The sequence below is a fragment of the Picosynechococcus sp. NKBG15041c genome, assembly GCF_055380235.1.
Genome location: NZ_AP040363.1, coordinates 1,592,610 through 1,618,076, shown reverse-complemented (window position 1 = coordinate 1,618,076; position 25,467 = coordinate 1,592,610). Strand labels below are relative to the sequence as shown.

Below are 25,467 nucleotides of genomic sequence, written 5' to 3'. Positions count from 1 at the left end.
ATTAAGAAATATCGGTCTATTTTACCGCCATTCCGAAAACCCACCCCATGACAAAAAAACCGGGGTATAACCTCGGCTTTTTGATGCTTGTCTTGCGTGTTTGCAAAAAACAAAAATAAACGAACGGAAAGACGATCAGAATAGTTGATCAGCCGCCCATGAGGGCCTGGGCAAGACCAAGGAAGAGGGGAATCCCCAAACCAATGGCGATGGGAGTCCCGATCGCCGTAGAGGCACCGATATAGGCAGAGGGGTTGGCTGAGGGAATACCAGCACGCAAAGTGGGCGGCCCCGAAATGTCAGAACTAGAGGCAGCAATTACGGCCAGAACCACAACACCACCCATGCTGAATCCGGTGGCATAGTGGGCAATCATACCCAGACCAAAGGCGATAAATCCATGGACTAAGGGGGCGACCATGCTATAGACGACGTACCATTGGGCCACTTTGCGTAGTTCACCAATCCTTGACCAGGCTTCCATCCCCATCACTAACATCAGGATCGAAAGCAAACCCCGAAAAAGGGGATCATAGAAACTTTCATAGACACTCTCCGGCTGAGCAAACAGGCCCAGGGCAACACCGAGCAGCATGGCGGAGAGGGCTGGTCCTTGGAGGCTTTCTTGAATGATCGGCCATATCCTCACGCGATTATTCGCTGACCCCCGTTGCATACTGCGGTACTCTTGGCGGCTGCTGGGGTAATCTTGCGCATCAGAATAATCACCAGCGGCAACGGGCTGCTTGCTGAAGGACTCTTGGACAGCAAGGTTATCTAATGAAGCCCGTTTCTTTCTATTGAGATAGATGTTGGCTACCACAATCGCAGTGACGAGGGCAGGAATGTCCATGAAAGGATAAAGTGCGCCGGCCCATGCTTCGTATTGAATATTTTGTTCTTCTAGGAGAGTCAGGGCGGCAGCCATGGTGGAACCACTCACGGCCCCAAATAATCCTCCGGTGGCGATCGCATCTACCGTTTTGACCTTTGGTAGTTTCGCCAAAGTGTAGCGCGCGATGAATACGATGAGAATCCCTAGGGCAACGGAAAACAGTGCCGGTAGAATCATCTCCGTCAGATTAGAATTACGGATTGCGATGCCACCCGTCAGACCAATTTTGGTGAGCAGCATGAAGACGATGATTTTACAAATCGATTCTGGAATTTGTAGTTGACTACCGCAAGCAGCGATCACCATCCCACCGATCAAAAAGCTGAGGGTTGGAGACTGTAACTGCTTAACGAAGTCCATAAAGAAGAGGGACAAGAAATCCACAAATACCTCCTTTTCCCTCCCTACGCAGGAAGGGACAATTGTGATGGTGTGAGCTTGAAAGATTAAAAAAAGTCCTGGTGAAGTGCCCCCCTTGCCCTAGGTCGAGCTTGGTAGGCGATCGTCACTTGCACCATTTACTATAGACAAAAAGCTATCGATAGTTTGTTTTTTTATCTGCTTAAGACTATTTAAAGATACATGGATTTCTGCGTCTTGCCATCGGCAGGGGTAATGTAATATCCAATTCACGTGATAAGTTTTTCTTTTGTATGGCGATCGCCAGTTGCAGCCAGTCACAAAAAAGCCACCTAAAATCGAGCGGCGAAGCTTCTGGAATTCCTGATAGAGCAGGATCACGGCATTTTATCGAAAGAGCCTGACGTCAGAAGAGTTAATCTACTTGTAATGTAGGGGGCTCAACTATTGGCGTCGCCTCTGGGGGCGGACTATGGCGGGCGAGATTAATCCAAATGACAGCTAGCAGTAAACCGATACTGCAGCCGATTAAAAACATCCACCCATGGGAGGGTTCTAAGACCCAGAGTAATTGACGATTGCTGCCATATATTTGCACAATCCACCCTTGGTTTACATTCAGCTTGGGCGGTGATGGTTTTGATTCAAACTTATTCATTGCCGTTGCTCCATCGTGTTTTGGTATATCCCCCGACAAGGGCTTTACTTGTTTTGAACGAGATAGCGACTGAAGATCTGCAAGAAACAGAGAAGTGCCCCTAAAACTGCACTGGTGCCTTCAAGCTATTTTTTTAAATCATTGATTTTTGTCTATGGTTTTTCCTAGGACCATATTCTTTAGACTATAAAAAATCCAATCAACAAGCGATATTTTGCGAAGAAAATGGCTTTAAACTTGCGGTATCTATTTATAAACAAAACTTATGTAATCCCAAGCAGTCTTGCGATGTTGAACTTTTTCAGTCAGGCGATCGCCAAACCGCTAAGCAGATAAGCCTTTTTTATGAAATGCTTCCACTAATCTGAAGCGATCTCTGCCAACAAAAGTCTTTTTTGCCATAGACTCATGATGATGGTTTAAGGCAAAGTCATAGATTTTTATCTTGAGTTTTGCGGGCCAGTTTTGTTACAACAACCTAATTTTTTTAGTGAATTTCTAGACCCTGTATCAGGAGGTAAACCCATGACCCAGCAAGCCAGCAAGCTCGTTATTGTCACAGAAAAACTACTGCTCAAAAAAATTATCAAAATCATTGATGCCGCTGGTGCAAGTGGTTACACGGTGGTTGCGGCCGGCGGGAGAGGTAGTCGTAACGTCCGTTCGTCGGGGCAGCCGAATGTTTCTGAAGATTACTCAAATATCAAAATTGAGGTACTCACCGCTAATCGAGAGCTGGCCCAACAGATTTCTGATCAGATCAGTGTTCAATTTTTTAATGATTATTCAGGCATCATTTATCTCTGTAATGCGGAGGTACTGAGCGCCCATAAATTTTAGACTGGGCTGTCTTGATGGGTTTTAAGGCCCACAGAAAGAGCTGGGCGATCGCTGAGTCTGATTTTCCTGAAATAATGGAAAAAGTTCCTTCTGTTCTTACCGCTTCTATGCCCCAGACCATCGTCGTCAAAATCGGTACTTCTAGCTTGACTGACCCAGAGACGGGGATGTTAGCCCTGGCCACCATCGGCACTCTCGTGGAAACGTTGACCCGCCTTAAGCAGATGGGTCATCAGGTAATTTTGGTTTCTTCCGGCGCTGTGGGGGTGGGCTGTGGGGTTTTGAAACGCTCAGAACGGCCGAAAAAAATTGCGGAAAAACAGGCGATCGCCGCCGTTGGCCAGGGCCGTTTAATCCGGCTCTATGATGATCTGTTTACCAGTCTGCAACAGGCGATCGCCCAGGTCTTACTGACCCGGCGGGATTTGGTAGACCGCAGCTCCTATCTCACCGTCCAGGAAGCCCTGAATGCAATGTTAGATTTAGGCGTCATTCCCATCATCAACGAAAACGATACCGTGGCCGTCGATGAACTCAAGTTTGGCGACAATGATACCCTTTCTGCTTTGGTCGCCAGTTTGGTCAATGCCGACTGGCTCGTGCTGCTCACCGATGTGGACCGTCTTTACTCTGCCGACCCCAGACAAAACCCCGATGCCCGCCCCATTCCCCTGGTCAGCTCCAGTGAACTATTTAACCTCCAGGTGGATGCCGGATCCAGTGGTTCCCAGTGGGGCACAGGGGGGATGCAAACGAAACTCACCGCTGCCCGCATTGCCACCAGCGCCGGGGTGCGCACGGTGATTACCCAGGGCACAACCCCCCAAAATCTCTTAAAAATCGTTAATGGCGAAGAAATCGGCACCCACTTCGAAGCCCAACCCCAAGCGGACAATGCCCGCAAACGCTGGATTGCCTATGGCCTCGTGCCCCAGGGGATTTTGACCCTCGATGATGGCGCCACCCAAGCTCTGTTGAAAAATGGCAAGTCCCTTTTGGCGGCGGGGATCACCCAGGTGGAAGGCACATTTAACCCCAATGATCCGGTGGAACTAAGGACAAAAACAGGTCAGGCGATCGCTAGGGGATTGGTCAATTATGGCCACCAAGACATCGGCAAAATTCAGGGGCAACATTCCGCCCAAATCCCGCAAATTCTTGGCTATGGTGGTGCCGATACCGTCATTCATCGGGATAACCTGGCACTGCTGATCGCCCCCGAAACAATATGAGAAAATAACCTATGGCCTCGAATTTCTCAGGCCTGCGTTGACCCTCGCTGAGCTTTTCATGAACCTAAAAACCAATCTCCTCGAAACCATTGCTGGTAAAAATCGCGGTTTGATCGCCACCGAGGTAGACCGTGCCAATATTCTCACCCTGGTTGACCGCCTCGAAGACCAGAATCCAACCCCAAAGCCGTTGGCGGCAAGCACCCTACTGGAAGGGGATTGGCGACTTATTTACACCACAAGCAGAGGTATTTTAGGGATTAATCGTTTTCCCCTGGTGCAGTTGGGCCAAGTTTACCAATGCATCCGCCCCGAAGTGCAAAAAATCTACAATATCGCCGAAATTGAGGGCATCCCCTTTCTAGAAGGGCTGATTCTCGTAGAAGCATCTTTCACGCCAGTTTCTGACCAGCGGGTCAATGTTTTCTTTAACCGCTATGTGATTGGCGCCCAACGTTTCATGAACTATCGTTTTCCGAAGGGGCTGATCGAGCAAATATTGGCTGGGAAAAAATTTTTTCCCATCGATGTGGGGATCAATAGCCAAAATAATAATGGTTGGCTAGACATTACCTACTTAGATGAAGACTTACGCATTGGTCGGGGCAATGAAGGGAGTGTGTTCGTCCTGAGCCGGGAAAAGTATTGACCCCTAAGCAGCAAAAAGACCCGGAGTCTACGCCTACCACAAGCATCCCGTATTGCTGCTACCTTCCGGTCCTGACAAGGTTTGGGCGTCGCGATCGCATAGATCCGAGTCGTATAGAAATATAACACACAACCCTCTGCCTTGAGTATTGACCGGGGAATTAGTACCTCGTTTTGCGGTGAATCCTTTGGGAAATGCTTGGGGTTGCTTTTGTTTGGGAAAAATCTTCTCGTAGGGTAGCGCCCCTAGTTCCTAACATCAAAATGAGGCTTAATCCCCCTAAAACCATGGCCACTAGACCGGTAACTGTAATCATCCAGCGGTTAGGCTGGTAGTCTCCCTGTTCAATCTGTCGAAAATGTTGGTGGTAGTTCCATAGGGCCAGGGCAATAATTATAATTCCGGCGATCGCAAAGATCATTCCTAGGGTTTCTGAAGATGCCAGATAAGACAAGGCTCCCCTCCCCTGGTTGATGAGGGTTGCTTCGAGTTGACGGATAAAAAAGCCAAAACGGGCGATCGCAAACCCAAAGCCAATTAAGGCGATCGAAGTGCGTAACCAAGCAAGAAAAGTACGTTCATTGGCTTGGTGTTCCCGTTGTCGGTCAATTTTGGGTAGTTTAGACATGACAATCCCCGCTATTTCTCCGTATTGTGGAAGGTCAGAGAAAATCTCGCAACAAGCACCTTAACTCCAAACGGGTCTCTTTTTGTCACAATCTTGACAACTAAACTTTTTGTAGATATGATTGTCTACGGTTTTTGGCTCGGTAGCTCAGTTGGTTAGAGCAGGGGACTCATAAGCCCAAGGTCGGCAGTTCAAATCTGCCTCGAGCCATATATACAGCGTAGCTCAAAATAAAGACACCCTATCACTAGGGTCAAAGTATTTTTGTTCTGCTCCCCATGGTGGGCTGAAAGGCTTATTCTTCCGTGTGGCTTGGCCAAATATGGGCCAGAAAAGCCATGAATATTGTTGAAATTAACCGGGATTTGGACGCCCTAAACATTGGTGTGTCTGTAGAAATTCGGGGGAAGCGGGTTTACCTGCGGGCAACCTTGCCGCCCAAGCCAGGAACAGGGAAAACCGGTCCATCACGCCAGCGGATCGCCCTTGGGGTTTTCGCCAATGAGCAGGGATTGCAACGGGCCAAAGCTGAAGCGATTAAGCTCGGTGGACTGATTGCCTGCGGGGAATTTGATTGGGCCTTGTATGGGAAAAATGACATACAAACCTGCGGGGAATGGGTCGCAGTTTTTGAACAGGATTATTTTTCTAAGCGGGGTCGATCGCCTAAAACTCGCACTACCTATCGCAGCAGTTACCAACAGATTTTTAATAAGTTGCGCCCTGGTCGCAAGTTAACCAAGGGGGCAATCATTGAGGTGGTCACGGCGATCGCCCCAGATAGTCGCCAACGGATGCGGGCCTGCATCGCCTTAGGGAAGCTGGCAGAATTTGCGGGGATTGCGGTAGACCTACGCCCCTATCGTGGCAGTTATTCGCACCAATTTTTAACGCCGCGCACGTTGCCGGCGGATGAGGCGATCGCCCAAACAATCAAGGCTATTCCTAACCCATCATGGCGCTGGGCCTATGGCATTATGGCCGCCTATGGACTGCGCCCCCATGAGATATTTTTTGCAGATTTAAGTGATCCGCCATTGCTTTATCTCAGAGAAGGGAAAACCGGGCCGCGCCATGTGTCGCCGCTTTATCCTGAGTGGGTCGGGCTGTGGGGACTACTAGAAGAATCAACGCCACCCTGGTCAGGGAAGAAAGATTATTCAGCCCTTGGGAGTCGAGTTACGCGCCAATTTTACCGGTACGATTTGCCATTTACGCCCTATGTTTTACGCCATTGCTACGCCCGCCGCTCGAAGCAATTCGGGATTAAGCCGATCGATGCGGCGAAGCTGATGGGCCATAGCCTCGATGTACACTTTCGCACTTATCATCATTGGTATGAGAAGGATGAAGTTTTGGCGATCGCCCAACAGATAGCCAACAATCCGAATCGCCCCATGGCTCCACTGGAAGAAGATTTATGATTGATACTTTGCTAAAAACCCTGAAGCTGTTTGGGGTGTTTTTTCTGGGTTCTGTAGGGTTTGGCTTTATTGCCAATGGTGTTACTGCAAGTCCGCCCAGATATAGCGACGACTGGATCGCTGTTTTATTATTTTTGATGATTGCCTTTGCTTTTGAAGTCTGGATTTATAAAAAGTTTTACAGGGAATGGCGGGTCGTTTTCTTGTACTACATGATCACCCACTTTTCCGCTTTCTTTGCCGGGATACCTTGGTTTTTCCTGGTAGTAGCTGATTATTCCGATCAGGCATGGGTTGCCTTTGCGTTGGTTTGGTTCCCCATTGCGTACTTTTCAATGTTCCAATTGGGATATTTTCAACGTCTGGAGCAGAAAGTTAAGGAACAACAGGCCCAGATAGATGGGTTTACAGATCAAAAAATCCAGATTCAGAAGCAAATGGAGATGATTAAGACTCGATTAGACAACCAGCGACGTTATGGGAAATAAAAAAGGCGGCCCAAATGGATCGCCCTTAATCATCTTCCCCAACAAAACCTCATGACCTACTGGGAAACATCGTCCGGTAGGTCTTTTAATCTTAGACCGACTGTATCAAGAAGATTATCCAATGCTTTGACTTGAGATACAGACAAACTAGGGCGCGCTTTCCCACGCTCCCATTCTGATACTGTTTGCCGACGCTCAAGGCCTAAAGCTTGGGCAAATTCAGCCTGATTCATGCCTAACAACTTGCGTAAAGTCTTCAACGTTAATTTATTGCATTCCTTGACGCTCATCATTATACTAAAAATGCACGCTCAAACGTGCAACCTAATCACGCTTAAAAAATGGTAGGAAATGGATGGCCGTCCATTCCTACCCATTGGAATATATACATTCCACTCCATTTTAGGAGGCCCAAGGTCAAGCAGTGAGCGGGTTTTATCCACCCTAGAAAGTTTAGTTGCACCATATTTAGAGCCAAGCCAAAACCAACTGCTACTGAGTCTCTACCTGTGGCGTAATACAAACGCTCAAAAAATGAATAAATTCTCTCTACGCTCCGAAGCGTTACAAATCCTGCTTACTTTGTTGAGTCGGGAATCTGGGGGCAACATCGATCAAAAAATTGATCTGGCCATCCACATCTCCCAAAGATTTCACAAAAAGGCGATCGCATCCGAAGGCGATCGGGTTACCTTTCCCGATGCCCCACCTAGAGAAATGTTTGGTGAGTTTGTCCCCAGTGGCTACGCCATCTATTTCCTTGCTAGTGATGGGGCGCGTTTTTTGGTGGCGGAATTTAAAAGCATTCCCGAAGCCGTTTCGGTTTGTCTATCCCTAAATTCCTATCTGAAACGCGAGGGGAAGTGATGTTTCTTTGTCCGAAGTGTGGGGGGGAAACATCTGTTAATTCAAGTCGTAGAACTCTCAAGAATAACGAAAAACGGCGGCGGCAATGTTCTGCTTGTGGGTTCAAATTCTACACTTACGAAATCCTTAAGACCGAAATCGAACAAAGGGATTTTTTAGAAAAGACCTTAGAGAACTTGTTATATGAGGTGAATCTTTTTCGAGAAAGAATCACTTCAATCATAACAACTCCATCTCTGCCTAAAGATTGCCAAGACTGCACAGAAAACAATTCGGGGATTGACCTATGAAAAGACGGGATGAAATCGGATTTATGATTGGATTTTTCTTTCTGATGCAGGAACTAGAAAACCTTCTGGGATACATCAAAGAAATGGAAGGCTCCTTAATGATTTCTGATGGAGAGAGAGAAACCACATCAGATTCAAAGGAATTTGCTCTCGCGATTTCAGCATCTTTATTTCAGAAAGCGAGGCAGCTTCCTAGCAGCACCAAGACGGAGATATTAAATGCAATGGCAGATTTAGCCAGAGTCACACCAGATTAAAAAAAGAAGCGATCGCCTGTTTCCCTAGAGGTGATCGCCTTATTTTCTTTTCGGATTAAGTTCAATGTTTTAGACAAGGATTATGTTCGATATTTTAGATCATCTTGATAGATTAAACCACCTAGGACGGGGTCGCTACAATTGCCCTGTTTGCAATTCTAAGAACTTTACGATCAGCAAAAAAACAGGCGCTTATAAGTGCTGGTCGAATGAGTGTGATTCAGCTTTGATTCGTGAGGCGATCGCCCCGACTGATGCCCCAGCCCCCAAGAAAAAGCTACCGCCAAAACAAAAAGCAAAACCTGTTTTTATAAAAGATGCTCCCACCTGGAGAGAATTACCAGGCGATCGCACCTATCTAAAGAGAGGTGATACCGGGAAAGCCTATCTCTGGACTTACGATTATGGCGATGGGCATACGGTGCGCCGGATTGATTATTTTGACCGGGACGCCAGGGGCGAAAAAATTGGCGATCCATATAAAAAAGAGATCCGCCCTTTCGACGGGGACAACATGGGGAAAGGCGATCGCCCTTGGGATGCTTACCGGATCGATGAGGCGATCGCCGCCTGCAATGGTGGCCGCTGGATCTTCGCCGTTGAGGGGGAAAAATGCGTAGAGGCCATGCGATGGATTGGAGTTCCCTCGATTACTTGGCAAGGCGGCTCATGGACGGATCAAGACTTATCACGCACCATTATTCAGCTAAAGGCCAACGACTGCGGCGGGCTGATTTTTATCCCCGATAACGACGCGCCGGGGGCAAAAAAAGCAGAGAAAGTGATCGAAGCTTGCGCGGCCCATAGCTTCCCCTGTTTGGTGCTAGATATGCTCGATCTGTGGCGGGATTGCCCAGAAAAAGGCGATGTAGCCGACTGGATTAAGGAAATCAAAAGCCAGGGCGAGACCCAAGGCGACGAGGATTTTTTTTTCGATGAGGCTTTAGAGATGGCGATCGCTGCTGCAATGCACAGACAAGATCCTCCCCCATTGCCAAAACCCCCCCCAGAACCAGATCGCCCCATTGAAGCTGAAACCACGACCCCGCTAACGACACCAAAGCCAGAAACCCGCCGGATCTACGGTGGGACAAAGAACTTAAATTACGCTGAACTTTTCGAGTTTATCCAAAGTGAGATGGCCCACCGCCTGAGCTTTGACACAATGCGAAAAGAGATGTTGCTCGATGGGAAGCTGTTCCGGGTAGCCGATGAGCTGCGAGCCTGGTTCTTTGATGAGTATGGAGAAACCGCCAGCGAGAACGATATATATAAGGCGATGGTTTACTTCGCTAAAAAAAACAGCTTCGATCCGGTAGTCGAAGACTTGCGCCGTTGCCACCGAGAAGCCCAGCGCGTACCGATTCACAATTTGGCCGCACGATATTTTGGCCAAGACCCCGAAAAATATGCCGATGAAGCCGACAAGCGAAAAGCCTGGATGTATAACCGCTGCATCGAGATGTGGCTTATTTCAGCAGTAGCGCGGCAACTGGAGACAGAAGGGAAGGAAGCCGACAGCACCTATTTAGGATGCCAAGCCGATTACACCCTGGTATTACAGGGGGGCCAAGGCCGGGGAAAATCAACATGGTTCAAGACCCTAAGCCAGATTTACTTTAACGACTCAATCAGCGAGATCCAGTCAACAAATTCTCTGATGGCGCTTCATGGGAACTGGATCATCGAGCTTGCTGAAATAGATGGCATCACCAGCAAAAAAGATGCAGCCAGCCTCAAACATTATCTGACCGTCAGACAGGATGAATTTCGCGCCCCCTACGAACGAAAAACCCAGAAGCACAACCGCCGATCCGTATTTTGTGGAACCGTTAACCCATCCAGATTTTTGATGGATGACGAAAACCGGCGATTCTGGACAGTGCCTATCACCGGGGATATTGATAATGCGTTGCTCACCCAGGAGCGGGACGGGATTTGGGCCGCCGCTATGGATGCTTACTTTGCGGGGGCACGGTGGTATCCAGACGAAACTGAAAAAGCAATTCTCAAGGCGATCGCCATGGACTTCACCGAACAAGACCCATGGCTCGAAGACGTGGAGGCATGGTTATCTTGGCACAGCTACGCCAACACCAAAGAAATCCTAGAGGAAGTTTTCAAGCTCGAACCCAAGGAACAGGGCCAGCGGGAGCTAAGGCGGCTTAATAAAATCTTGAACCAGCTTGGTTACACCGAAGAGCGCCGGATCCGAAAAGAAGGGCGGCAAATCCGCGTCAAGGTCAACCCAGAGAAAAACAATGCCCCCTGGGATAATACAACCCCTATAAATAACGGTAATTACGTCACTTATGGCACAAGCATTGATTTACAAGGCGTTGAGGTGTGCCGTAATTTGCACCGTAATTTTTCAGTTACGTCACAGCCTCCCGAAAATGTGCCGCAAGTGGATCCACAATCGCCAGGTGTGACGCAATTAGATCGCAATTACGTCACAGCCGAAACCCCAGCCCCACAAGCATCACAGCCTGTTTGTGACGTAATGCCGCAATTTTTAGCGGATCCTGTAAACGATTCTGGACGCAATGGCTTTTTTTACAAAGTAGGGGATCTACTTTGGTGGCCTACTCAGCATCGCGCCGTGGTGATTAAAGCCCTCCCTGGCCCGGGGGTTTACTACGCCAGCCGCTCCTATCTCTGCGAAGATGAGGACGGGGCCGACCACTGGATCAAGCAATCTGAGTTAGGGCTCATTGAATAGGGTTTATCTCTTTCGTAGCCAAAATTCCCCGGCAACGGGGACGCCCATTAAAACACAAGACGCATACAACAAAGGATTTAGGCGATCCTCTGGAATATCTGGGGAAAATAAGATCGCCCTGCCCCAGAAAGCAAACCCAATAATCCCGGTTACCAGGGGGAGAAAAACCAAAAAATAATAGGCGATATCCGCCGCCTGGAGTCCGTCGCGGCGCATCGCCTCAGTGAATAGCTTGGCTTTGTCAGACTCAGGCATGGTCAATAATTCCAGCGCGTGCCCTTTGCCCCGGCGCTGTTAAAACCCTTGCCGCCGCGCAAGTCCACATGAACAAAGCCTTTTTTCGCCCCATAGCCAAGCCGCCCATACCACCGGGCATCAAGCCATGTTTGGAACTGCATCAAATCCCGTCCGATCGGGTAAATATCTGCCGCCAGCCCTTCAATGTGGGGACTGTTGGCGACGCCGCCGATTGCCTTATTGATGGCGGTGGGCCTGTGCCAGGAAGTCACACCAATGGGGGCCCCCCATTCCGCTCGCACCTTATCCAGTTCCCACGCGAGGCGAATGATGTTTAATTGCACTTGGGGACTGGTGGGAATGCGGCGATCGTCATTCTGGATCACTTCCCCCACGGTGAAATATCTGCTTACTTTGGCGTTCCGGTCTTTCCAGTTAATCATGGTTGCCTTCCAAGTTGTTTAAATGAATGTGCATCGAACCCGCCACATAGTTGAGCTGCCGTTCTATCCGGTCTAGTCGTGCGTCTGTCAGCTGATCTATACGGTCTAATTTTTTCCAGATAGCCTTTAATTGCCGCTCTGTTTCCCCTTGGTCGGTCTGGATCTCTTCTGATAAATGGCTCAATCGGTGAAAATTCCCGTACAGAGACATTGCAGCTTTCCCTGCCCCCCAGACCATGGCAATCAAAACGCAAATATTTACAAGGATTTCGGTGATATCGTTCATTCTGCGGGCTGTGGCTCAGGTTCCTCTGTCGCCGTTTTTGGGACGGGGTAAATTACGTTAGAGTCTGTCTTTTCCCAAATCTCCACAATCCAGCCTTGCATCCCTAAATCGCTATATCGCCACCTGGGGGCAAGCTTGATTTGTATCTGTCTTTGGGGGAGTGGATCGCGGATCATGTCAGCAGGGTATGGGAGCTGAAAGGTTTCTGGCTCATCTTTTGCCCAAAGTTTCACCCAATGGCTATCAAAAAGATATTCTGACCCTGTAAAGAACACATTGCGAACATAGAGGGGCGGATACCAGCCATCAGATTTAATTCCCATGAACTTGATCCGAAAAGTGGAATTAGGGGTCGTGGCAAAAAGTGGGAAAAATTGCCAATCAAAGCTAGGGATGATCACCCCTATGCTTGCCCATTGGCCGAACTGGTCAAAGATTGCCACGGTTCCCCCTACTCCTCTTCAAAAAGGCGATCGCCCTGTTCGTACATGGCGGCAATAAACTCGCCTTGGTTTGCCGCCACCCAGACGCCCGATTCTAAATCCTGAATCAATCCGGTTTCCCCGTGGGGGTCATGGGTGCGCCAGTTGGGGGGCGGTGGCAAGTTGTCCATCGTCCATTCCCATTCCGGATCCCCAGGAGTCAGAATCAAGCTCATAGTTACGCTCCGATTGTGCGGTTTAACAGGGCATCAGAGCTGATCTCTTGGGGGCGAACCAGTTTCCAGCCCGCAGAAACCGCGCCATTGTCGAGGGTTGCTCCATCGACTCGGCTGTTATCGACAAAGGATCGATAGCTCCCTTGTCCGGTGATATCACGCACCGCTTGGGCAGGTTTTGGGAAATCAGCCCCAAAAACAAGATCTGTCTGATCTGTTGCCGTCTCCACTCCAAGCGCCTGTAAATCAACTTCCCCGCCCAGGTTCCGGGGGCGTCGCCATGCGTACTTCACCCCGTTGATGTTTACGTACAACACGCGGCTTAGGTCAGTCTGATTAAATGTGCCAATTTTGGCACGGGTGATTGACCAGCCATCTGCTTTTAGGGTTCGCACTTTATCGCTGGAGCAATAGGAACCCTCGAAGCCATCGATCAAACGCTTAGAAGCGCGGGCGGGCTTTGGGCGTCGGGGGGTCAAAACAGCCCCCTGGACGTTGAACTGCGCAGTAATATCCGTTTGCCCAAATTCCGTCTTTAGGGAGTCCTTGAGCTTTGAGTTAAAAACGTACTTAAGAGGGCTGCCCCCTAGATTCAGGGTGACATATCGCCACACACCGGAGCCAAATTCACGAGCCATAAAAAAACCTTGAATAAATTACAAAAACAACCGCAAGAGGTTAGTACAAAAACAGCCGCGAGAGGTTAGCCCGCGACCACGTTAACGTCAAAAGTTTGAGCGGTTTGATTCAAGGCAACCTGGACCGTCCAAGACGTGGTGAACTGCAAGAGCCCGATTTTCGGTAAATCCCCCGCAACAATCCCAGTGGTGGGGTTAGTTTCTGCTGTGGCCGCTGCCGGGAGAGTGAAAACGGTGGGGTTAGCCTGAGAAACAGCCGTTACCGCCGAAGCTACGGAAGCAGTCCGAACAGTCAACAAAGAAGGGAACGCCCGGATCAGTGCTGCCACAAAATCCCGGTTATCTACCCCTGCGATCGCCGCCGGATCATCACCGCCATATTCGGCAACATCAGCATAAGGAATCACAACGCCCTCGCCACTGATTGCGCCTTCCGCCGCTACTTCCGTTGCAGTCGGAAAAACATCATCGATCGCAAAACCGCCAATGCCAGCATTTGCCCCAGCCATGGGGAGAGGAATTTGGCCCATGGATTGGGTTTCCAAATCCGCTAGATATTGGCAAGCAAAGGAATAAGTAAGGTTATCAAGGCTATCGGAGGCAGACGCCTTGGCACGGGTCGAAACCATGCCCACAATTTGCGCGGCATTGGCAGATAGATAGGAATGAATTGCGTTGGCGATCGCCAGGGCTGCTTTGCCTGTTTTTGTGGCGGTGCTTTCTGCACTGCCAAATTCACCTGCTACCACACCAGGGAGATCGGCGATCGGCAAGAACAGGCCAGCAGGGACGCCATTCCCGGCCCCTGCAACGACTGCTTGATCAAAAAAAGCTAAAACCATAAGAGAACCTATAGAAAGAAAAATCTAACACCCACATTTATAGCCCTAATTCTTCAGCAAAATTAACCTCAAAAAGTACCTGTACTTATAGTGGCTTAGCCAATGTTTGTACAGGTACTTTTATGTTAGATTTTAAGGAAAAATGAAAGGCCATGGAAATTCAGCTATACCCAAAATTGGCAACTAATTCTAGGAAAGCTTTTCTCAAGGTAAAAAGACGATATGGCCGCCCATATCACTACAAACCAAGGGGCGATTTATTAGAGCGTTTGAGCAAAGAAACGGGAAAAACAATAGATGAGGTTCATGAACAATTGTTAAGAGAAAGGGCGATTTTATTGAAGCTTAAGGGGATAGAGAACTGATGGCTACTTGTGATTGTGAGGGCAGCGATCGCGCGTATCTGATCGTCAATCCCAGCAGCCTAGACCGTCGCGAAATCTTGAGCCTTAATCCTCCTATCTGCCACGACACAAAAACAAAAGCTCTCTTAATAAATGGTCAGCTTCAAACCTTCTCAAAAGAAATTTTAAGCACTTCCCTTTCCGGCGGCAGCTCAGGTGGTGGCGTTCGCGTCGATTGGGGTGGCGGTGATGTTGATATTTTGCCAGGGGAAACTTGGGGACGACAAACAAACACCAGCAATCAAACCATAGCCACTGGAGGGCTCAGTTATAACCTTAAATTACAGCTTTCTAGTTGTCAGTCTGGAAGCAATGTTGTAGACCTAAGTGTCGTTAATCAGGCCGCTCTTGATAGTTCTGGATTTGTTAACAGTACAGGGACTATGACGATTAACCCAGGATACAAAGTTTCAGGGGGCGGATCTAATCCTTTCTCTTTAACTGGGCCAGGGACGATCACCTGTCAGAGATTTCATAAACATAACTGTGAATGGGGAAGAATTTCCTTAAACGGAGGAGCTTTCAGAAATGCAGGTAGTGCAACTGTTTCTGGAAGTGTAACAACTAAAACAATAACTACAAATACAGGAGCAAGCTCTTCAAGAAACACAAATATAGACCCAGATGTTTCCTTATTACCCGACCCTTGTGTTTTAACGATCGCCTTCACAGACAATACAACAAAAGAAATTGAATACGGTGAAACTTGCCCTGATGTATCCCCCATCCAGTGCTTAGAAGTGACAGATCAAGGGGGCGTTTTGGCTGACATTTGCCCTTACAAAGGGGAGCCGATCGCCTTTTCTTGCGATGAGCGCAAATGCCCGCCGGAGACTTGCTGTGAGCTTGACTGCGAGGGCGGGCGAGTATGCTGTTATGGCCCAGATAGTGGGGCTGCGATTGATTCTTTTATCAGGAGAACTTAAATGAGTGAAAAATTGACTTTAAAAGATTTTGGTGGGAGTTTATCGGGCGGAACAATAACATTTTCTATTTATGAAATGAATGAATTGCTCAAGGCAAATGGCTTGCCAATTTGGAATAATCCAAAAGACCGGATAGAACCATTTTTATGGATGTTGCTTAGGCTATTTTATTCGACACAAATTGATTTCACTCAGGTTCAAAATATTCTCTTCTCTGAGGAGCAGTTGGCAAAACAATCAAATACGCTCAGGGTTAGTCGTAGTTCTGCCAGTGGGACGCCCGGAACGGCGATCGCCGCCCGTGAACTTTATACCCTGCAATTTAATTTTGTGGGCGCTGAACCGTTAACCGATCCGGATCTTCTTTAACTATGAGCTGTCCCAATCTTGCGACTAAATCTGATCTCGATGCCTTAGAAAATCGCATTCTTGATGCTCTGGGGGGATTAGCAAAAAAATCCGATGTTGATGCCCTGGGCTCGAAAATCGATAATTTGATGTCCACCATTGAGGATCGTTTTGGTGCTCTTAATGGTCGCCTTGGGGGAATCGAATCAACCTTAAGCGACCATGGGGCGGCCTTGCGGCGGATTGAGGATTTGCTGGAAGGGACAAATGGACGGATTAGTAATATTTGGGATGCAATTTCTAACATCGTAGAGTCCCTGGTAAGCCTAATCCGCGATCCGATTGTGGCGGCGATCAATGCCCAGAGAGCCCTTATTGAGGGGATTTTTGATTCGATCAAGTCGGCTATTGATGGGGCTGTAGATACGTTGGTAGAAATTATCAGCACAGCTAGGAGCATTATTGTCGAAACAATCAGGGGACTATTTGACTCGATTGAAGCGTTTATCGAGGGGGCGTTTGCTACTGTTCGATCGCTTATTCGGGATGTTGATAGTGAGATTGGAAACCTGTTAGATGTTGCCCTAGAAACGCGGTCAGGAGTTAACACCGCCAATTCTCGGATTCGGGATGTTGATTCGGCAGTGAATGCCCTTCAACAGGATCTAGATGATATTCAAGGGGCAATAAGCGCAGTAAATAGCCGGGTGGTTGAAGTGCGGAATGGGGTCGCGGTAGTGGATGATCGCCTATTCAGCGTCCAGGGCGTTGTTGATTCGATCAATGGCCGCACGTCTGAGATGCAAGGCACTTTAGGGACGGTAAATGAGCGAGTGCAACGGATTCTTGACTATCAAGATGGGATTTTAGGGCGGCTCGGGAGCATCCAAGGGGCTTTGGATTCCCTGCGATCGACGCTTTCTGAGATTGAGAATGCTGTTAATGCCCTTGAGTCGGATATAAACAGTATCCCTGGGGAAGTTTGGGATTATTCCTTATCTTGTGGTAACAACAGCCACACCGTTAAAAGCGCTCTTGCTGCGGTCGCCTGCCCTGCTCTCCCAAAGGGGGACGATGGGGAAGATTTTGGGGATGGAGATTCTGGAGGCGCAGGGGCTGGCCAAAACTGGGAGGAATTAACCGACAGGGATTTATTAGAACGCATTGCCAAGGTAACAGGGGTTCCTGATTATCCTTTAACCCTTCCTGTGAGCCTTTTGGTGGGAGAGGCCGGGGAAAAAACGATAGAATCCACCCCTCAATTTATCGACTGGGCGATGATTCAGCTTGACGCATTGATCGGGGACTTCCCAATAAAAGGTGAGGTGATCACCGGATACAAAAAAAATTCGGATGGGTCGGCAGGAGATGCAATTGTTGAAGAGAAGGAAGTTTTTAGCATTTCGGAAGTATTGGCCGATCTTTATTTTGAGAGTAAAGATCTTAGCCGAGTAGTTGGGGTGGCAGACTTCCCAGGGAGTGTTCCTAAATACTTGCTGAGTGACGATAAATATAAGGGGAAAACTACTCTTGAAAGCATCCCCGGTTTCCTTCTCTGGCTGACCAATCAGATGGACGCATTGGCCGGAGAATTTCCGATCGAAGTGGATGTTAAATCGAGTGAACCGAACCCCAACGCTCCAGGGCAATATCAAGAAGTCGAGAAAAAAGTAAAGCTGCGCAATATCAGCGAAACTATGGCCGAACTGTACACCCAAGGCTTTTATCTAACCACTATGCAACATGCCCAAACAAACGCCTTGGTGAGGACTGGAACCGAACTGATGTCCCTTAAGGTCGCTGTGCTGGTGGCTCAAGATTTAATCATGGCGGCCAATGAATTTCTGGGCTTTAGGCTGAAGAAAAAGCAGAGGAAAACTAATTTTTCTTTTACGCCAAAAACCAGCAAAAAAGAAAAATATACTCTGGTCGATTTCCTCACCAATTACGAAGGGAAATATCAGGGGTGGGAATTTGATGATAGAGAGATTTTGATCGAATATCTGCCCCAGTTGCTTTATGGGGTGTCCCTGATTAAGGCAGCGACATTGAGAGGAAAAGAAGATATTGACACGTTGCAAGATCAAGTAGAAGAAGTGCTAAAGGATACGCGAACGGACTGGGAGAAGTTTAAGGATTTAGTAAATAATCCTGACTCAGAATTTAATCAAAATGAAGATCTTAAATTCCGAGTCAGAGATCGCAATGTTGAGGGGGAAGATTAATGGCTTTTACTCTTGATATAGGCGAACTGGTCAGCCGCCAGGTACGCGAAGAAGTAGCCCCAGAGGGGCGGGTAATTGAAGATATCCTGGATTTTTTTGAGCAAGAATCGGGGGGCGGCTTCTTCTCTGGGCTTGGACGGTTAGTCGGAAAAATCGCTGGGGCTGCCTGGTGGGTGATCGCCCCGGTAATTCGCATTTCTGCATCAATCGCTTTCCAATGGTTGGTAGGGGCTTTTTATGCCTTTAAAAATTTTAACTGGGTAGCCACGGATGAAGAGTTAAGGAACCAGTTGAGGTCCCGAAATTTGGCTTTAGCTGACGCATGGGGAGGGGCTGCGGGGCAACTATTTGGAACGATTGCGGTAGGGGCTTTAGGCGCATTGGGGGCATTATATATCCCGACTATTGGAGGGAAAGGTCTTGCTCTTTCTACAGTTGTCAAGCTCGCCCAGGAGCGTGGGGATGAGGTCTTCGATGAAATGCGGGATGCTTTGAATATTTCGGCCCGTGTTTTTGGGCAAGGAGTCGCAGTCGAACTATACATTCGCCTCCGGAGGATTGTTAAGCAATTGATTCCTGGTTTAAAAGGTTTTGGGGAAGAAGAGGGGACGCGCTGGACAATTGGAGAAGCATTCGAGGAAGTTGTAGAGAGAATCCCAAATGATTTAATTAGGGAGGGCCTAGAATCATTTCTCGAAAATTTCGAAGAAGCTTTTATCGCTGGGGGATTTGTGATTGCGGGCCATTGGGACAACCTCATGGCCCAGACCAACGAAACGACCCTAGAAGTGCTTGGGGAAAGTCAGACCGGGGGCGTGTTCCTAAGAGAAACAGAAGACGAAACCGGAGTCCCTTTGTTTAGGTTCGGACAAATTCCCTCAAACCTCGCAATATCTGGGCTACAGCACCAAATGAATACATATCGAAGCCTCGCCGGACAACGGATCGGAGAATTTGGCGGCGACCCAGACCTGGGGAACGAAGTGTCTAAGCCCTATCTCCGAACTGGGAAAGTCATTCTTAGGGGCGACAAAGCAAAGCCCCCCTTTGTGACTCCTTTGGGGCAAATTAGCAGCCGCCATACTATTACCCTAAAATCCCTGAAACCTAATTTAAGATGGCGTGATTTTAAGCGGGTATTTCGGTTCTTTGAGTGGGGGCCATGGAAGATTGAGGCTACCCTAGAAAGCCGCGTAACTTTCGTTATTTTTGCCCCCAGTCGGGAATATGGCATAACCAAAATGCGGGAAATTATCGAAGAACTGATCGACGAAGAAGCGATCAGGCTTACTGCCACTATCGAAGAGGTGGCCCCCAGGGTGACGCGGTTTGGGAAAACGATTTATCCCGAAGAAGCGATCATTACTCTAAAGAAAGAATCAGCGCGGGGCGAAGTGGTGGATCTGGCTGGGACACGCTACCTACAGGAACAAGTTCGGTTTGATTTGTGGAGGGATGATGAGCCAGCAGGGACGCCCGAATTTGTGACCAATTATCAGACTCTTTTAAATGCTGTCTAAATAAGCGAAAGCTTGTAACGTAGAAGTTACAAGCTTTGCATGGAAGAGGGTGGACGCCTCATAAGCCCAAGGTCGGCAGTTCAAATCTGCCTCGAGCCATATTAAAGCGTAACTCAGAAGCAGTTACCAACAGATTTTCAGTAAGTTGCGCCCTGATCGCAAGGGGGCGAATCATTGGGGTGGTCACGGCGATCGCCCCAGATAGTCGCCAACGGACATCGCATTAATCGCATTAGGGGAGCTGGCGGAGTTTGCGGTGAACCTGCATCCCTATCGGGAGTTATTCGTACCAATTTTTAACGCCGCGCACGCTGCCTGCAGATGAGGCGATCGCTTTTCCTTGCTTGATTACTTAGAAACCACCAAGATTGCTGTTTGTGCGAGAAGCAGCCAATTTCATTAAGATTTTTCCTTTACTTTTTTCATATTCTTGCTTCAGACTTTGCTTACTCACAGCCGGATTACTAGCTGGCGTCTTTTGACCAATGTCAGCCCAGCGATTTAATTGTTCCCGTTGCTTCAGAGAAATCGTCGCCTGGGTAATGTGAAAATATCGTTGGGGATGTCCTAAAGCAAACAATAAAATGCGGTAGTTTCCTTGACGCGCTAAAAGACGAGCCATTTGTTGGCCGATCGCCGTTTTTAGATCTAGATAACAAGGTAGCCAACGGGCTCCTTCCGTACTGTTATAAAGCACCGTGATCCACAGCAACATTGGGTGGGGTGCTTCAATGAAGAGAAATTGATTGTAGCGGGTATCAAAACGGCGTTTGCTTAGTTCTTGTCCATCGAGCATGGCCCATAAACTGGCGATCGCCGTGGGTTCTGCTGGAAGAATCCGGGGGAAAACAATCTTACTTTGGGGTTTGTCTGCAGGCCAGGCCTGATCAGCACAAATAGCCTCAGTAAAGGTTGTGCCCAGTTTTTCTGTGGGAGTACCCTGGCGGCTGACCGTTGCCCCCTGGAAGGTCGGCGTTGCCGTTGAACTGGTAATTCGGGTCCGGTCATTGGGACCAGCGACTGGTGTTGTTGTCTGGTAGTTTTGCTGTTGTAAATTTTGGGATGTCGTGAAAAAAGACCGTTTTGTCTCCGCTTGCTGCTGCTCATAATATTTAGCGATGGGAGCCATGGCTTGCCAAATGTTATGTACGGTCTGGGGGCGATCGCGCGGATTTTTTGCCATGCAGCACATGATGATTTCCGCTAGGGGATCAGGAATCCGTAAGCTCTTATCAAAAGGAATTGGCGGCGTGTCATGGTGGGCTCGGTACCAACCCCCAAAAGAATTGTTCTCCGGCATGATGGGCATATCCCCCGTCAGCATCTCATACATCGTGATCCCGAGGCTGTAGATGTCTGAGCGCTGATCCAGCTCTTTCCCCTCCATTTGCTCCGGAGAACAATAGGCCAAAGTTCCCATGAAAGACTGGGTCTGGGCTGCCCCAGCTTGACTTAACCGAGCAATCCCAAAATCAAGTACCTTTACCAACTCCCCCAGGGAGGCATCCTGCATAATCAGAATATTACTGGGTTTAATATCTCGGTGAATGATTGAACATTGTTCTCCCTTAAAGGTAATCCCTTGGTGAGCAGCTTCCATTCCTAAGCAAACCTGACGCACAACCCCAAAAAAGCGAGGCAGGGCCATGGTCGAGTGGGCAACGACATCACTGAGACTTTCCCCTTCGAGGTATTCCATCACATAGAACGGCACATCTTGGTCATCAACGCCATAGTCTTTGACCCGCACAATGTGAATGCTTTTTTCGCTGAGGAGGGCGCAGATGGTCGCCTCCCGCTCGAAGCGCTGGCGCATTTTGTCGTTGAGGAGGGTTTGCGATAAAAATTTAACGGCGACGGTGACTCCCCCTAAGACAGTGTCTTCACCCCGATAAACGCGCCCCATTGCTCCTTGGCCGACGAGGTCCACCAGGCGATAACGGCCAGCAAGAAGACGATTGACGTTGGGATCTGTAGTCATAGTTTGGGGTGGACGAACAAAAAACCAAAGGGAGGAAAAATCAGGCGAGTTAGAAGAAAATATTACCGCGATTAAAGTTGTCGCAGGAGAGTCCCTTCAATGGTGCTGGTCAGGTAATGGCCAGCGAGGATCCCCCCAGAATAGCGGTACTCGTTATCATTAATTTGGTAAAACGTTTCAAAGCCGCTGCGCCGTTGGCGATCGCCCAGTACCCAATAACGCTGAACGATCGATTCTGGGCCAACCCAGCCTTCCCCTTCCACGCGCCCGAGGATGCTCTGTTGCAACACATAGGTATATTGTTGTTCCCCACTGTCTAGGCGTCCTTTATATTGATAGGATATTTCTGGGCGATCGCCATCTTGAAACGCTAACTTTGTCACCATCGTAAACCAGTTATTTGGCCCCCAAGCCACAATGGTCTTACCCCGCATTGCAATGGGTGAGTGATTTCGCTCAATCCAACTGCCGTTTAATGTCCAGCGACCTGCTTCCAACAAAAAACTATGGGCCACAATGTGTCTCACTCCTTGGGACTACGGGACGAATAACCTGGTTTGACCCTGTTTTAAGCAAATCGAAAGGATTGACTGCTGCTGATGGGGATTCGTCACGAAAGCTCTTTTCCTATTGTGACACACTCCCTGACCCAGAGACGCAGGGATTCTTTGTTTCATGGTACTCGTCAATGTAAGGAATCTTGAAGTACGGAAAACGCCTATCCGTTTTTGCATAAAGTGCCATCAAAAATATTGCCAAAAACCCCAGGCGATCGCCTGGGGTTTAAGCTCAAAAATCAAAGCCAATTAAGCCTGTAAAATTTTTGGATAGTTAACGGAGTGCATCGGTATTAAGTCTCAGACCGTTATTCGTTGAATTAGGGCTAGTTGTCGTCCCTCGATTTTGAGTTAAATACTCCCCTGTACCACCATCGGAGGGATCAAGGAAAGGCTTGAGGCTAATGCCGTCGGAAAGATTGCTTTGGGCCACCGGTCTGGGGGAATCACCGCCCAGAAGACCTTGGAGTTGTCCGAGCAGGCTATTGAGAGAGGAGCCAGTACCGAGGAAAGTATTCACCCCCTGGGTTTGGAGGCCACTATCAGCATTGAGGAGATTTTCAAAGACTTGATTGCGAGTGGCGATCGCATTTTGTCCTTGGGGAACCGTGAAGACAATTTGACAGGTCGGATTCCGCTCAGTGTTGACACAAACAATGTCATAGCCATTTTCGCGGCTAGTGGTTAACTCGACTAAACCGTCATCCCGGTACATTTCTAAGCGTCGAGCAATTTCTTCGCAACGGCGATCGGCACTCCAACCGCCGCCCATGGCCCGGGGGACAGCCCAGGAATACATTTCTCCCTGGCGACTTTCGGGCTGATACATCACGGTGTATTGCCCCTGGTTGTACTGGCAGACAAAACGGCGATCGCCTGGATTGTTCACGACTGTCCCAGATGTACCACTAGCGTTAGGGTCTGTATCGACAACAATATCAGGGGGAACTTGAGCGACCACGCCACTAGCGGCCAACCCTAACAGGCCGAGGGCCATACTGCTACTTTGTATCCAAGGGTGAGACTGCAAATCTTTACTCATTTTCAATTTCTCGCGCGTCGCAATGAATTTTTGGAGAGATCTTATGGCTTTTAGCGACGCGATAGAAACGTATAAGGTTCCCCTTGTCGGGCGGAAAATAGATGTGATATATTGACTGGGCTAAAGGCATTTGCGGACGTGGCGGAATTGGTAGACGCGCTAGATTTAGGTTCTAGTGTCCTAGACGTGAGAGTTCGAGTCTCTCCGTCCGCATTAATTGAAATCATCATTGGGGATGGCGGTGATGGCGTTTTCTAACTCTGAATTTGAGCAGGCGATCGCCCAAGTGGAAACAGACCTTGTGACCCTCAAAGCCCGCTATCTAGAGATTCAAACGGCCCAGACCCGGATTGCCAATCTCAAGGCAGAACAAGCCGCCCTACAAGCAGAATCCGAAGCAACCCAAAAACAAGCCTCCCTAAAGACCGAATTGCACCTCATTGCCGACGAAATTGCAAAGCTAGAATTGCAACTTGAAAGCCATCTCCTCCGGTGGCAAGAGCCCTTCTGGCAAATCATACGCTTTACCGGAGCCGGAATCCTCTTGGGTTGGCTGCTCAAATCCCTGGTGGCATAGTTTTAACTAACAATGAGTATTGGGGGCGATCGCCATCCGATAGAGAGGACGCACCAAGACTGGCGCATAAAAATCATCCTGGCGGAGCTCCACTTTAGATTGAGCCGAGAGCAGCAGTAGCGCCCAAAAAATCCCAACTTTTTCGTGACGATGCTGCTTAGCGGTGATTTCTTGGGGAAAAAATTCATGTTCTTTTTTGTAGGCAAGCCATTGCCGAATCAACTCATCCAATTCAAATACCACGGGTATTTCTGGGTCAGGGGGCATTTGAGTTTGAAAAAATTGCTCCAATTGCGCAGCCAGCTCTGTTAAATTTTCATCGTGGGCCAATTGGGTAATTTGTTTAATGGCAGCCTTGTTTGATAATTTACGCGGTGTTTTTAGGCGTTTTTTCGGCGTGTGATCTTCGATCTCATTGGCGATCTGCTGGATCTGCTCAATGAATTCCTGGAGGGTGACCCGGCGTCTTTTTGGGGGCGGTGCAGAGGCGCGCCGCCGCAGCCGGCTTTCGAGTTTGAGTGGGAGTCGGGCCGTGTCTGTTTCGGCCCAGTCTTCATAGAAATCTTCTTCTTGAACTTCTGCTTCGATCGCCGTCAGACTTTCGAGGGTATCGGCCTTGAGGAGCACAAGCTTAGATGCCCACAAAAAAGTCTGGCCCGATTGGGGCAGGTCGGCTTCTTTAAGGAGTTGGTCCGTATCCCCTGCGAGGCCTAATTCACTGAGAAATTGATCAATGACATCGATAACCTGCACATCCCAGGGATCAATCTCCCCCTGTTGGGCCAGTTCGATAAGAGTGGCGATCGCCGCTTGGGGTTGGGTAGCCATGGAAGAGTTTTTGGGGTCGAAATCAAACTACAGAGAAATCTTTGATTCAGGAACTGAGGCCTTCTGCTGCTATTTTTTCTGGCTCATTGGTCAATGTCGGGGAACTCGGACTTTCTGCCCCAGGTGCGAGGGCGTCTATCTCCTCTGAGCTTGCCACATCAGCGCGAACTTCGGCGATCGGCTCAGACACACGCTCAGACACACTCTCTATTTCATTTTCTGGAGCCGCCTGCAGCTCAGCCAGCGTTTTTTCCAGTTCCTCAATTTTTTGGCTTTGTAGCTTCAGTTCTCGCTGGGCCTTCCAAGATTCAATTTGCCGCTGGAGCTGATCCCAAAGACTAAATATCCAGGCGAGGATCGCCCCTGTCCCCACCGCTAAGAGTAATTCAATGGAAAGGGGAGCTTCAGCCTGGATTCCCGGAATGATATTGATTGCGACGGGTTGAGTATTTTCGATACTAAACAGCGCCAAGGCCAAGCACAGGGCAAAAAACAATAAAAAATTCAGTTGCCGCATGTTTTCTCCACAGGACACAGTACGTCACAGATCTTTTTAAGACCGCTAACACTCCCCTAGGATATCGCAATTATTCCGCTGCCTAAAAATGTCCCACAGATCCCGAATTAGGGATTCAGGGTTGTGGA

The 25,467-nt window shown here is 48.7% G+C and carries 31 protein-coding genes, 2 tRNA genes and 1 other RNA gene; 17 read left to right on the top strand and 17 right to left on the bottom strand.

The genetic code is table 11. The features are described 5' to 3' along the window. Positions 1-148: 148 nt before the first annotated feature. On the bottom strand, positions 149-1,279 hold the full coding sequence (locus ACZ45B_RS07800) for a sodium-dependent bicarbonate transport family permease (protein WP_024546397.1): 1,131 nt from the start codon (positions 1,277-1,279) through the stop codon (positions 149-151). A gap of 391 nt (positions 1,280-1,670) precedes the next feature. Further along, on the bottom strand, positions 1,671-1,913 hold the full coding sequence (locus tag ACZ45B_RS07795; protein WP_024546398.1) for a hypothetical protein: 243 nt from the start codon (positions 1,911-1,913) through the stop codon (positions 1,671-1,673). Between the two features lie 525 nt (positions 1,914-2,438). On the opposite strand from ACZ45B_RS07795, the gene ACZ45B_RS07790 reads away from it, so the two are divergent. The 3 genes from ACZ45B_RS07790 to ACZ45B_RS07780 all read left to right on the top strand — a co-directional run bounded on the left by ACZ45B_RS07790 (position 2,439) and on the right by ACZ45B_RS07780 (position 4,634). Beyond that, positions 2,439-2,753: a P-II family nitrogen regulator gene (locus ACZ45B_RS07790; protein ID WP_024546399.1), complete on the top strand. Its 315-nt coding sequence runs from the start codon at positions 2,439-2,441 to the stop codon at positions 2,751-2,753. Between the two features lie 107 nt (positions 2,754-2,860). Continuing rightward, positions 2,861-3,985 (top strand): glutamate 5-kinase, encoded by a 1,125-nt coding sequence (gene proB, locus ACZ45B_RS07785; protein ID WP_024546400.1) that lies wholly within the window; start codon positions 2,861-2,863, stop codon positions 3,983-3,985. A gap of 58 nt (positions 3,986-4,043) precedes the next feature. Beyond that, positions 4,044-4,634 (top strand): PAP/fibrillin family protein, encoded by a 591-nt coding sequence (locus ACZ45B_RS07780; RefSeq protein ID WP_024546401.1) that lies wholly within the window; start codon positions 4,044-4,046, stop codon positions 4,632-4,634. Positions 4,635-4,648: 14 nt separating this feature from the next. Here ACZ45B_RS07780 and ffs read toward each other — a convergent pair. Next, positions 4,649-4,745, bottom strand: an RNA gene (ffs, locus tag ACZ45B_RS07775) — signal recognition particle sRNA small type. Between the two features lie 49 nt (positions 4,746-4,794). Next, entirely contained in the window at positions 4,795-5,262 is a 468-nt protein-coding gene (locus ACZ45B_RS07770; protein ID WP_024546402.1) for a YidH family protein, read from the bottom strand. 136 nt (positions 5,263-5,398) lie between these two features. Between ACZ45B_RS07770 and ACZ45B_RS07765 the strand changes: the two genes are divergently transcribed. The 3 genes from ACZ45B_RS07765 to ACZ45B_RS07755 all read left to right on the top strand — a co-directional run bounded on the left by ACZ45B_RS07765 (position 5,399) and on the right by ACZ45B_RS07755 (position 7,174). Further along, a tRNA-Met gene (locus tag ACZ45B_RS07765) sits at positions 5,399-5,472 on the top strand. Positions 5,473-5,600: 128 nt separating this feature from the next. Continuing rightward, positions 5,601-6,686 (top strand): site-specific integrase, encoded by a 1,086-nt coding sequence (locus ACZ45B_RS07760; RefSeq protein ID WP_024547140.1) that lies wholly within the window; start codon positions 5,601-5,603, stop codon positions 6,684-6,686. Then, positions 6,683-7,174 carry a hypothetical protein gene (locus tag ACZ45B_RS07755; RefSeq protein ID WP_024547139.1) on the top strand — a complete coding sequence of 164 codons (492 nt, stop codon included), beginning with the start codon at positions 6,683-6,685 and terminating at the stop codon, positions 7,172-7,174. Before ACZ45B_RS07760 ends, ACZ45B_RS07755 begins: the two co-directional genes overlap by 4 nt. Before the next feature lie 56 nt (positions 7,175-7,230). On the opposite strand, the gene ACZ45B_RS07750 is transcribed toward ACZ45B_RS07755, so the two are convergent. Next, entirely contained in the window at positions 7,231-7,467 is a 237-nt protein-coding gene (locus ACZ45B_RS07750) for a helix-turn-helix transcriptional regulator (protein ID WP_024547138.1), read from the bottom strand. Between the two features lie 241 nt (positions 7,468-7,708). Between ACZ45B_RS07750 and ACZ45B_RS07745 the strand changes: the two genes are divergently transcribed. The 4 genes from ACZ45B_RS07745 to ACZ45B_RS07730 all read left to right on the top strand — a co-directional run bounded on the left by ACZ45B_RS07745 (position 7,709) and on the right by ACZ45B_RS07730 (position 11,310). Beyond that, positions 7,709-8,041 (top strand): hypothetical protein, encoded by a 333-nt coding sequence (locus tag ACZ45B_RS07745; protein WP_024547137.1) that lies wholly within the window; start codon positions 7,709-7,711, stop codon positions 8,039-8,041. Further along, the gene (locus tag ACZ45B_RS07740) at positions 8,041-8,331 is read left to right on the top strand and encodes an NrdR family transcriptional regulator (protein WP_024547136.1); all 291 of its coding nucleotides are present in this window, start codon (positions 8,041-8,043) and stop codon (positions 8,329-8,331) included. The genes ACZ45B_RS07745 and ACZ45B_RS07740 overlap by 1 nt, the downstream gene beginning before the upstream one ends. Continuing rightward, entirely contained in the window at positions 8,328-8,588 is a 261-nt protein-coding gene (locus ACZ45B_RS07735) for a hypothetical protein (RefSeq protein ID WP_024547135.1), read from the top strand. The genes ACZ45B_RS07740 and ACZ45B_RS07735 overlap by 4 nt, the downstream gene beginning before the upstream one ends. An 82-nt stretch (positions 8,589-8,670) precedes the next feature. Further along, a complete protein-coding gene (locus tag ACZ45B_RS07730; protein ID WP_024547134.1) occupies positions 8,671-11,310 on the top strand; it encodes a virulence-associated E family protein in 2,640 nt (879 codons plus the stop codon). Positions 11,311-11,313: 3 nt separating this feature from the next. Here the strand turns inward: ACZ45B_RS07730 and ACZ45B_RS07725 are convergent, their stop codons facing one another. From ACZ45B_RS07725 to ACZ45B_RS07695, 7 genes are all read right to left on the bottom strand, one after another. After that, positions 11,314-11,565, bottom strand: a complete 252-nt coding sequence (locus ACZ45B_RS07725; RefSeq protein WP_024547133.1) for a hypothetical protein — start codon at positions 11,563-11,565, stop codon at positions 11,314-11,316. Between the two features lie 2 nt (positions 11,566-11,567). After that, positions 11,568-11,990: a D-Ala-D-Ala carboxypeptidase family metallohydrolase gene (locus tag ACZ45B_RS07720; RefSeq protein WP_024547132.1), complete on the bottom strand. Its 423-nt coding sequence runs from the start codon at positions 11,988-11,990 to the stop codon at positions 11,568-11,570. After that, positions 11,983-12,276 carry a hypothetical protein gene (locus tag ACZ45B_RS07715; RefSeq protein WP_024547131.1) on the bottom strand — a complete coding sequence of 98 codons (294 nt, stop codon included), beginning with the start codon at positions 12,274-12,276 and terminating at the stop codon, positions 11,983-11,985. Before ACZ45B_RS07715 ends, ACZ45B_RS07720 begins: the two co-directional genes overlap by 8 nt. Further along, entirely contained in the window at positions 12,273-12,719 is a 447-nt protein-coding gene (locus ACZ45B_RS07710) for a hypothetical protein (protein WP_024547130.1), read from the bottom strand. Before ACZ45B_RS07710 ends, ACZ45B_RS07715 begins: the two co-directional genes overlap by 4 nt. 8 nt (positions 12,720-12,727) lie before the next feature. Then, on the bottom strand, positions 12,728-12,934 hold the full coding sequence (locus ACZ45B_RS07705) for a hypothetical protein (protein ID WP_024547129.1): 207 nt from the start codon (positions 12,932-12,934) through the stop codon (positions 12,728-12,730). Positions 12,935-12,936: 2 nt separating this feature from the next. Beyond that, entirely contained in the window at positions 12,937-13,572 is a 636-nt protein-coding gene (locus ACZ45B_RS07700) for a hypothetical protein (protein ID WP_024547128.1), read from the bottom strand. A gap of 65 nt (positions 13,573-13,637) precedes the next feature. Beyond that, a complete protein-coding gene (locus ACZ45B_RS07695) occupies positions 13,638-14,414 on the bottom strand; it encodes a hypothetical protein (protein WP_024547127.1) in 777 nt (258 codons plus the stop codon). Between the two features lie 152 nt (positions 14,415-14,566). Between ACZ45B_RS07695 and ACZ45B_RS07690 the strand changes: the two genes are divergently transcribed. From ACZ45B_RS07690 to ACZ45B_RS07670, 5 genes are all read left to right on the top strand, one after another. Next, positions 14,567-14,779: a hypothetical protein gene (locus tag ACZ45B_RS07690; protein ID WP_024547126.1), complete on the top strand. Its 213-nt coding sequence runs from the start codon at positions 14,567-14,569 to the stop codon at positions 14,777-14,779. Next, positions 14,779-15,744, top strand: coding sequence for a hypothetical protein (locus tag ACZ45B_RS07685; protein ID WP_148293463.1), 966 nt, complete (start codon positions 14,779-14,781; stop codon positions 15,742-15,744). The genes ACZ45B_RS07690 and ACZ45B_RS07685 overlap by 1 nt, the downstream gene beginning before the upstream one ends. Then, positions 15,745-16,113, top strand: a complete 369-nt coding sequence (locus ACZ45B_RS07680; RefSeq protein WP_024547125.1) for a hypothetical protein — start codon at positions 15,745-15,747, stop codon at positions 16,111-16,113. Positions 16,114-16,436: 323 nt separating this feature from the next. Next, positions 16,437-18,317, top strand: a complete 1,881-nt coding sequence (locus ACZ45B_RS07675; protein WP_148293462.1) for a phage tail family protein — start codon at positions 16,437-16,439, stop codon at positions 18,315-18,317. Next, the gene (locus ACZ45B_RS07670; protein WP_024547123.1) at positions 18,317-19,837 is read left to right on the top strand and encodes a hypothetical protein; all 1,521 of its coding nucleotides are present in this window, start codon (positions 18,317-18,319) and stop codon (positions 19,835-19,837) included. Before ACZ45B_RS07675 ends, ACZ45B_RS07670 begins: the two co-directional genes overlap by 1 nt. 352 nt (positions 19,838-20,189) lie before the next feature. On the opposite strand, the gene ACZ45B_RS07665 is transcribed toward ACZ45B_RS07670, so the two are convergent. From ACZ45B_RS07665 to ACZ45B_RS07655, 3 genes are all read right to left on the bottom strand, one after another. Beyond that, entirely contained in the window at positions 20,190-21,818 is a 1,629-nt protein-coding gene (locus tag ACZ45B_RS07665; RefSeq protein WP_024547161.1) for a serine/threonine protein kinase, read from the bottom strand. 71 nt (positions 21,819-21,889) lie between these two features. After that, positions 21,890-22,333: a hypothetical protein gene (locus ACZ45B_RS07660; RefSeq protein WP_024547162.1), complete on the bottom strand. Its 444-nt coding sequence runs from the start codon at positions 22,331-22,333 to the stop codon at positions 21,890-21,892. Between the two features lie 316 nt (positions 22,334-22,649). Next, positions 22,650-23,417 carry a COP23 domain-containing protein gene (locus ACZ45B_RS07655; RefSeq protein ID WP_024547163.1) on the bottom strand — a complete coding sequence of 256 codons (768 nt, stop codon included), beginning with the start codon at positions 23,415-23,417 and terminating at the stop codon, positions 22,650-22,652. A gap of 132 nt (positions 23,418-23,549) precedes the next feature. On the opposite strand from ACZ45B_RS07655, the gene ACZ45B_RS07650 reads away from it, so the two are divergent. Both ACZ45B_RS07650 and ACZ45B_RS07645 read left to right on the top strand, forming a co-directional pair. Continuing rightward, positions 23,550-23,630, top strand: a tRNA-Leu gene (locus tag ACZ45B_RS07650). Positions 23,631-23,661: 31 nt separating this feature from the next. Further along, complete coding sequence (locus ACZ45B_RS07645) at positions 23,662-23,994, top strand: sll0565 family protein (protein ID WP_024547164.1); 333 nt, start codon at positions 23,662-23,664, stop codon at positions 23,992-23,994. Between the two features lie 6 nt (positions 23,995-24,000). On the opposite strand, the gene ACZ45B_RS07640 is transcribed toward ACZ45B_RS07645, so the two are convergent. Together ACZ45B_RS07640 and ACZ45B_RS07635 are read right to left on the bottom strand one after the other, a co-directional pair. Next, the gene (locus ACZ45B_RS07640) at positions 24,001-24,822 is read right to left on the bottom strand and encodes a segregation/condensation protein A (RefSeq protein ID WP_024547165.1); all 822 of its coding nucleotides are present in this window, start codon (positions 24,820-24,822) and stop codon (positions 24,001-24,003) included. A gap of 46 nt (positions 24,823-24,868) precedes the next feature. Then, a complete protein-coding gene (locus tag ACZ45B_RS07635; protein ID WP_024547166.1) occupies positions 24,869-25,339 on the bottom strand; it encodes a lipopolysaccharide assembly protein LapA domain-containing protein in 471 nt (156 codons plus the stop codon). Between the last annotated feature and the right edge of the window lie 128 nt (positions 25,340-25,467).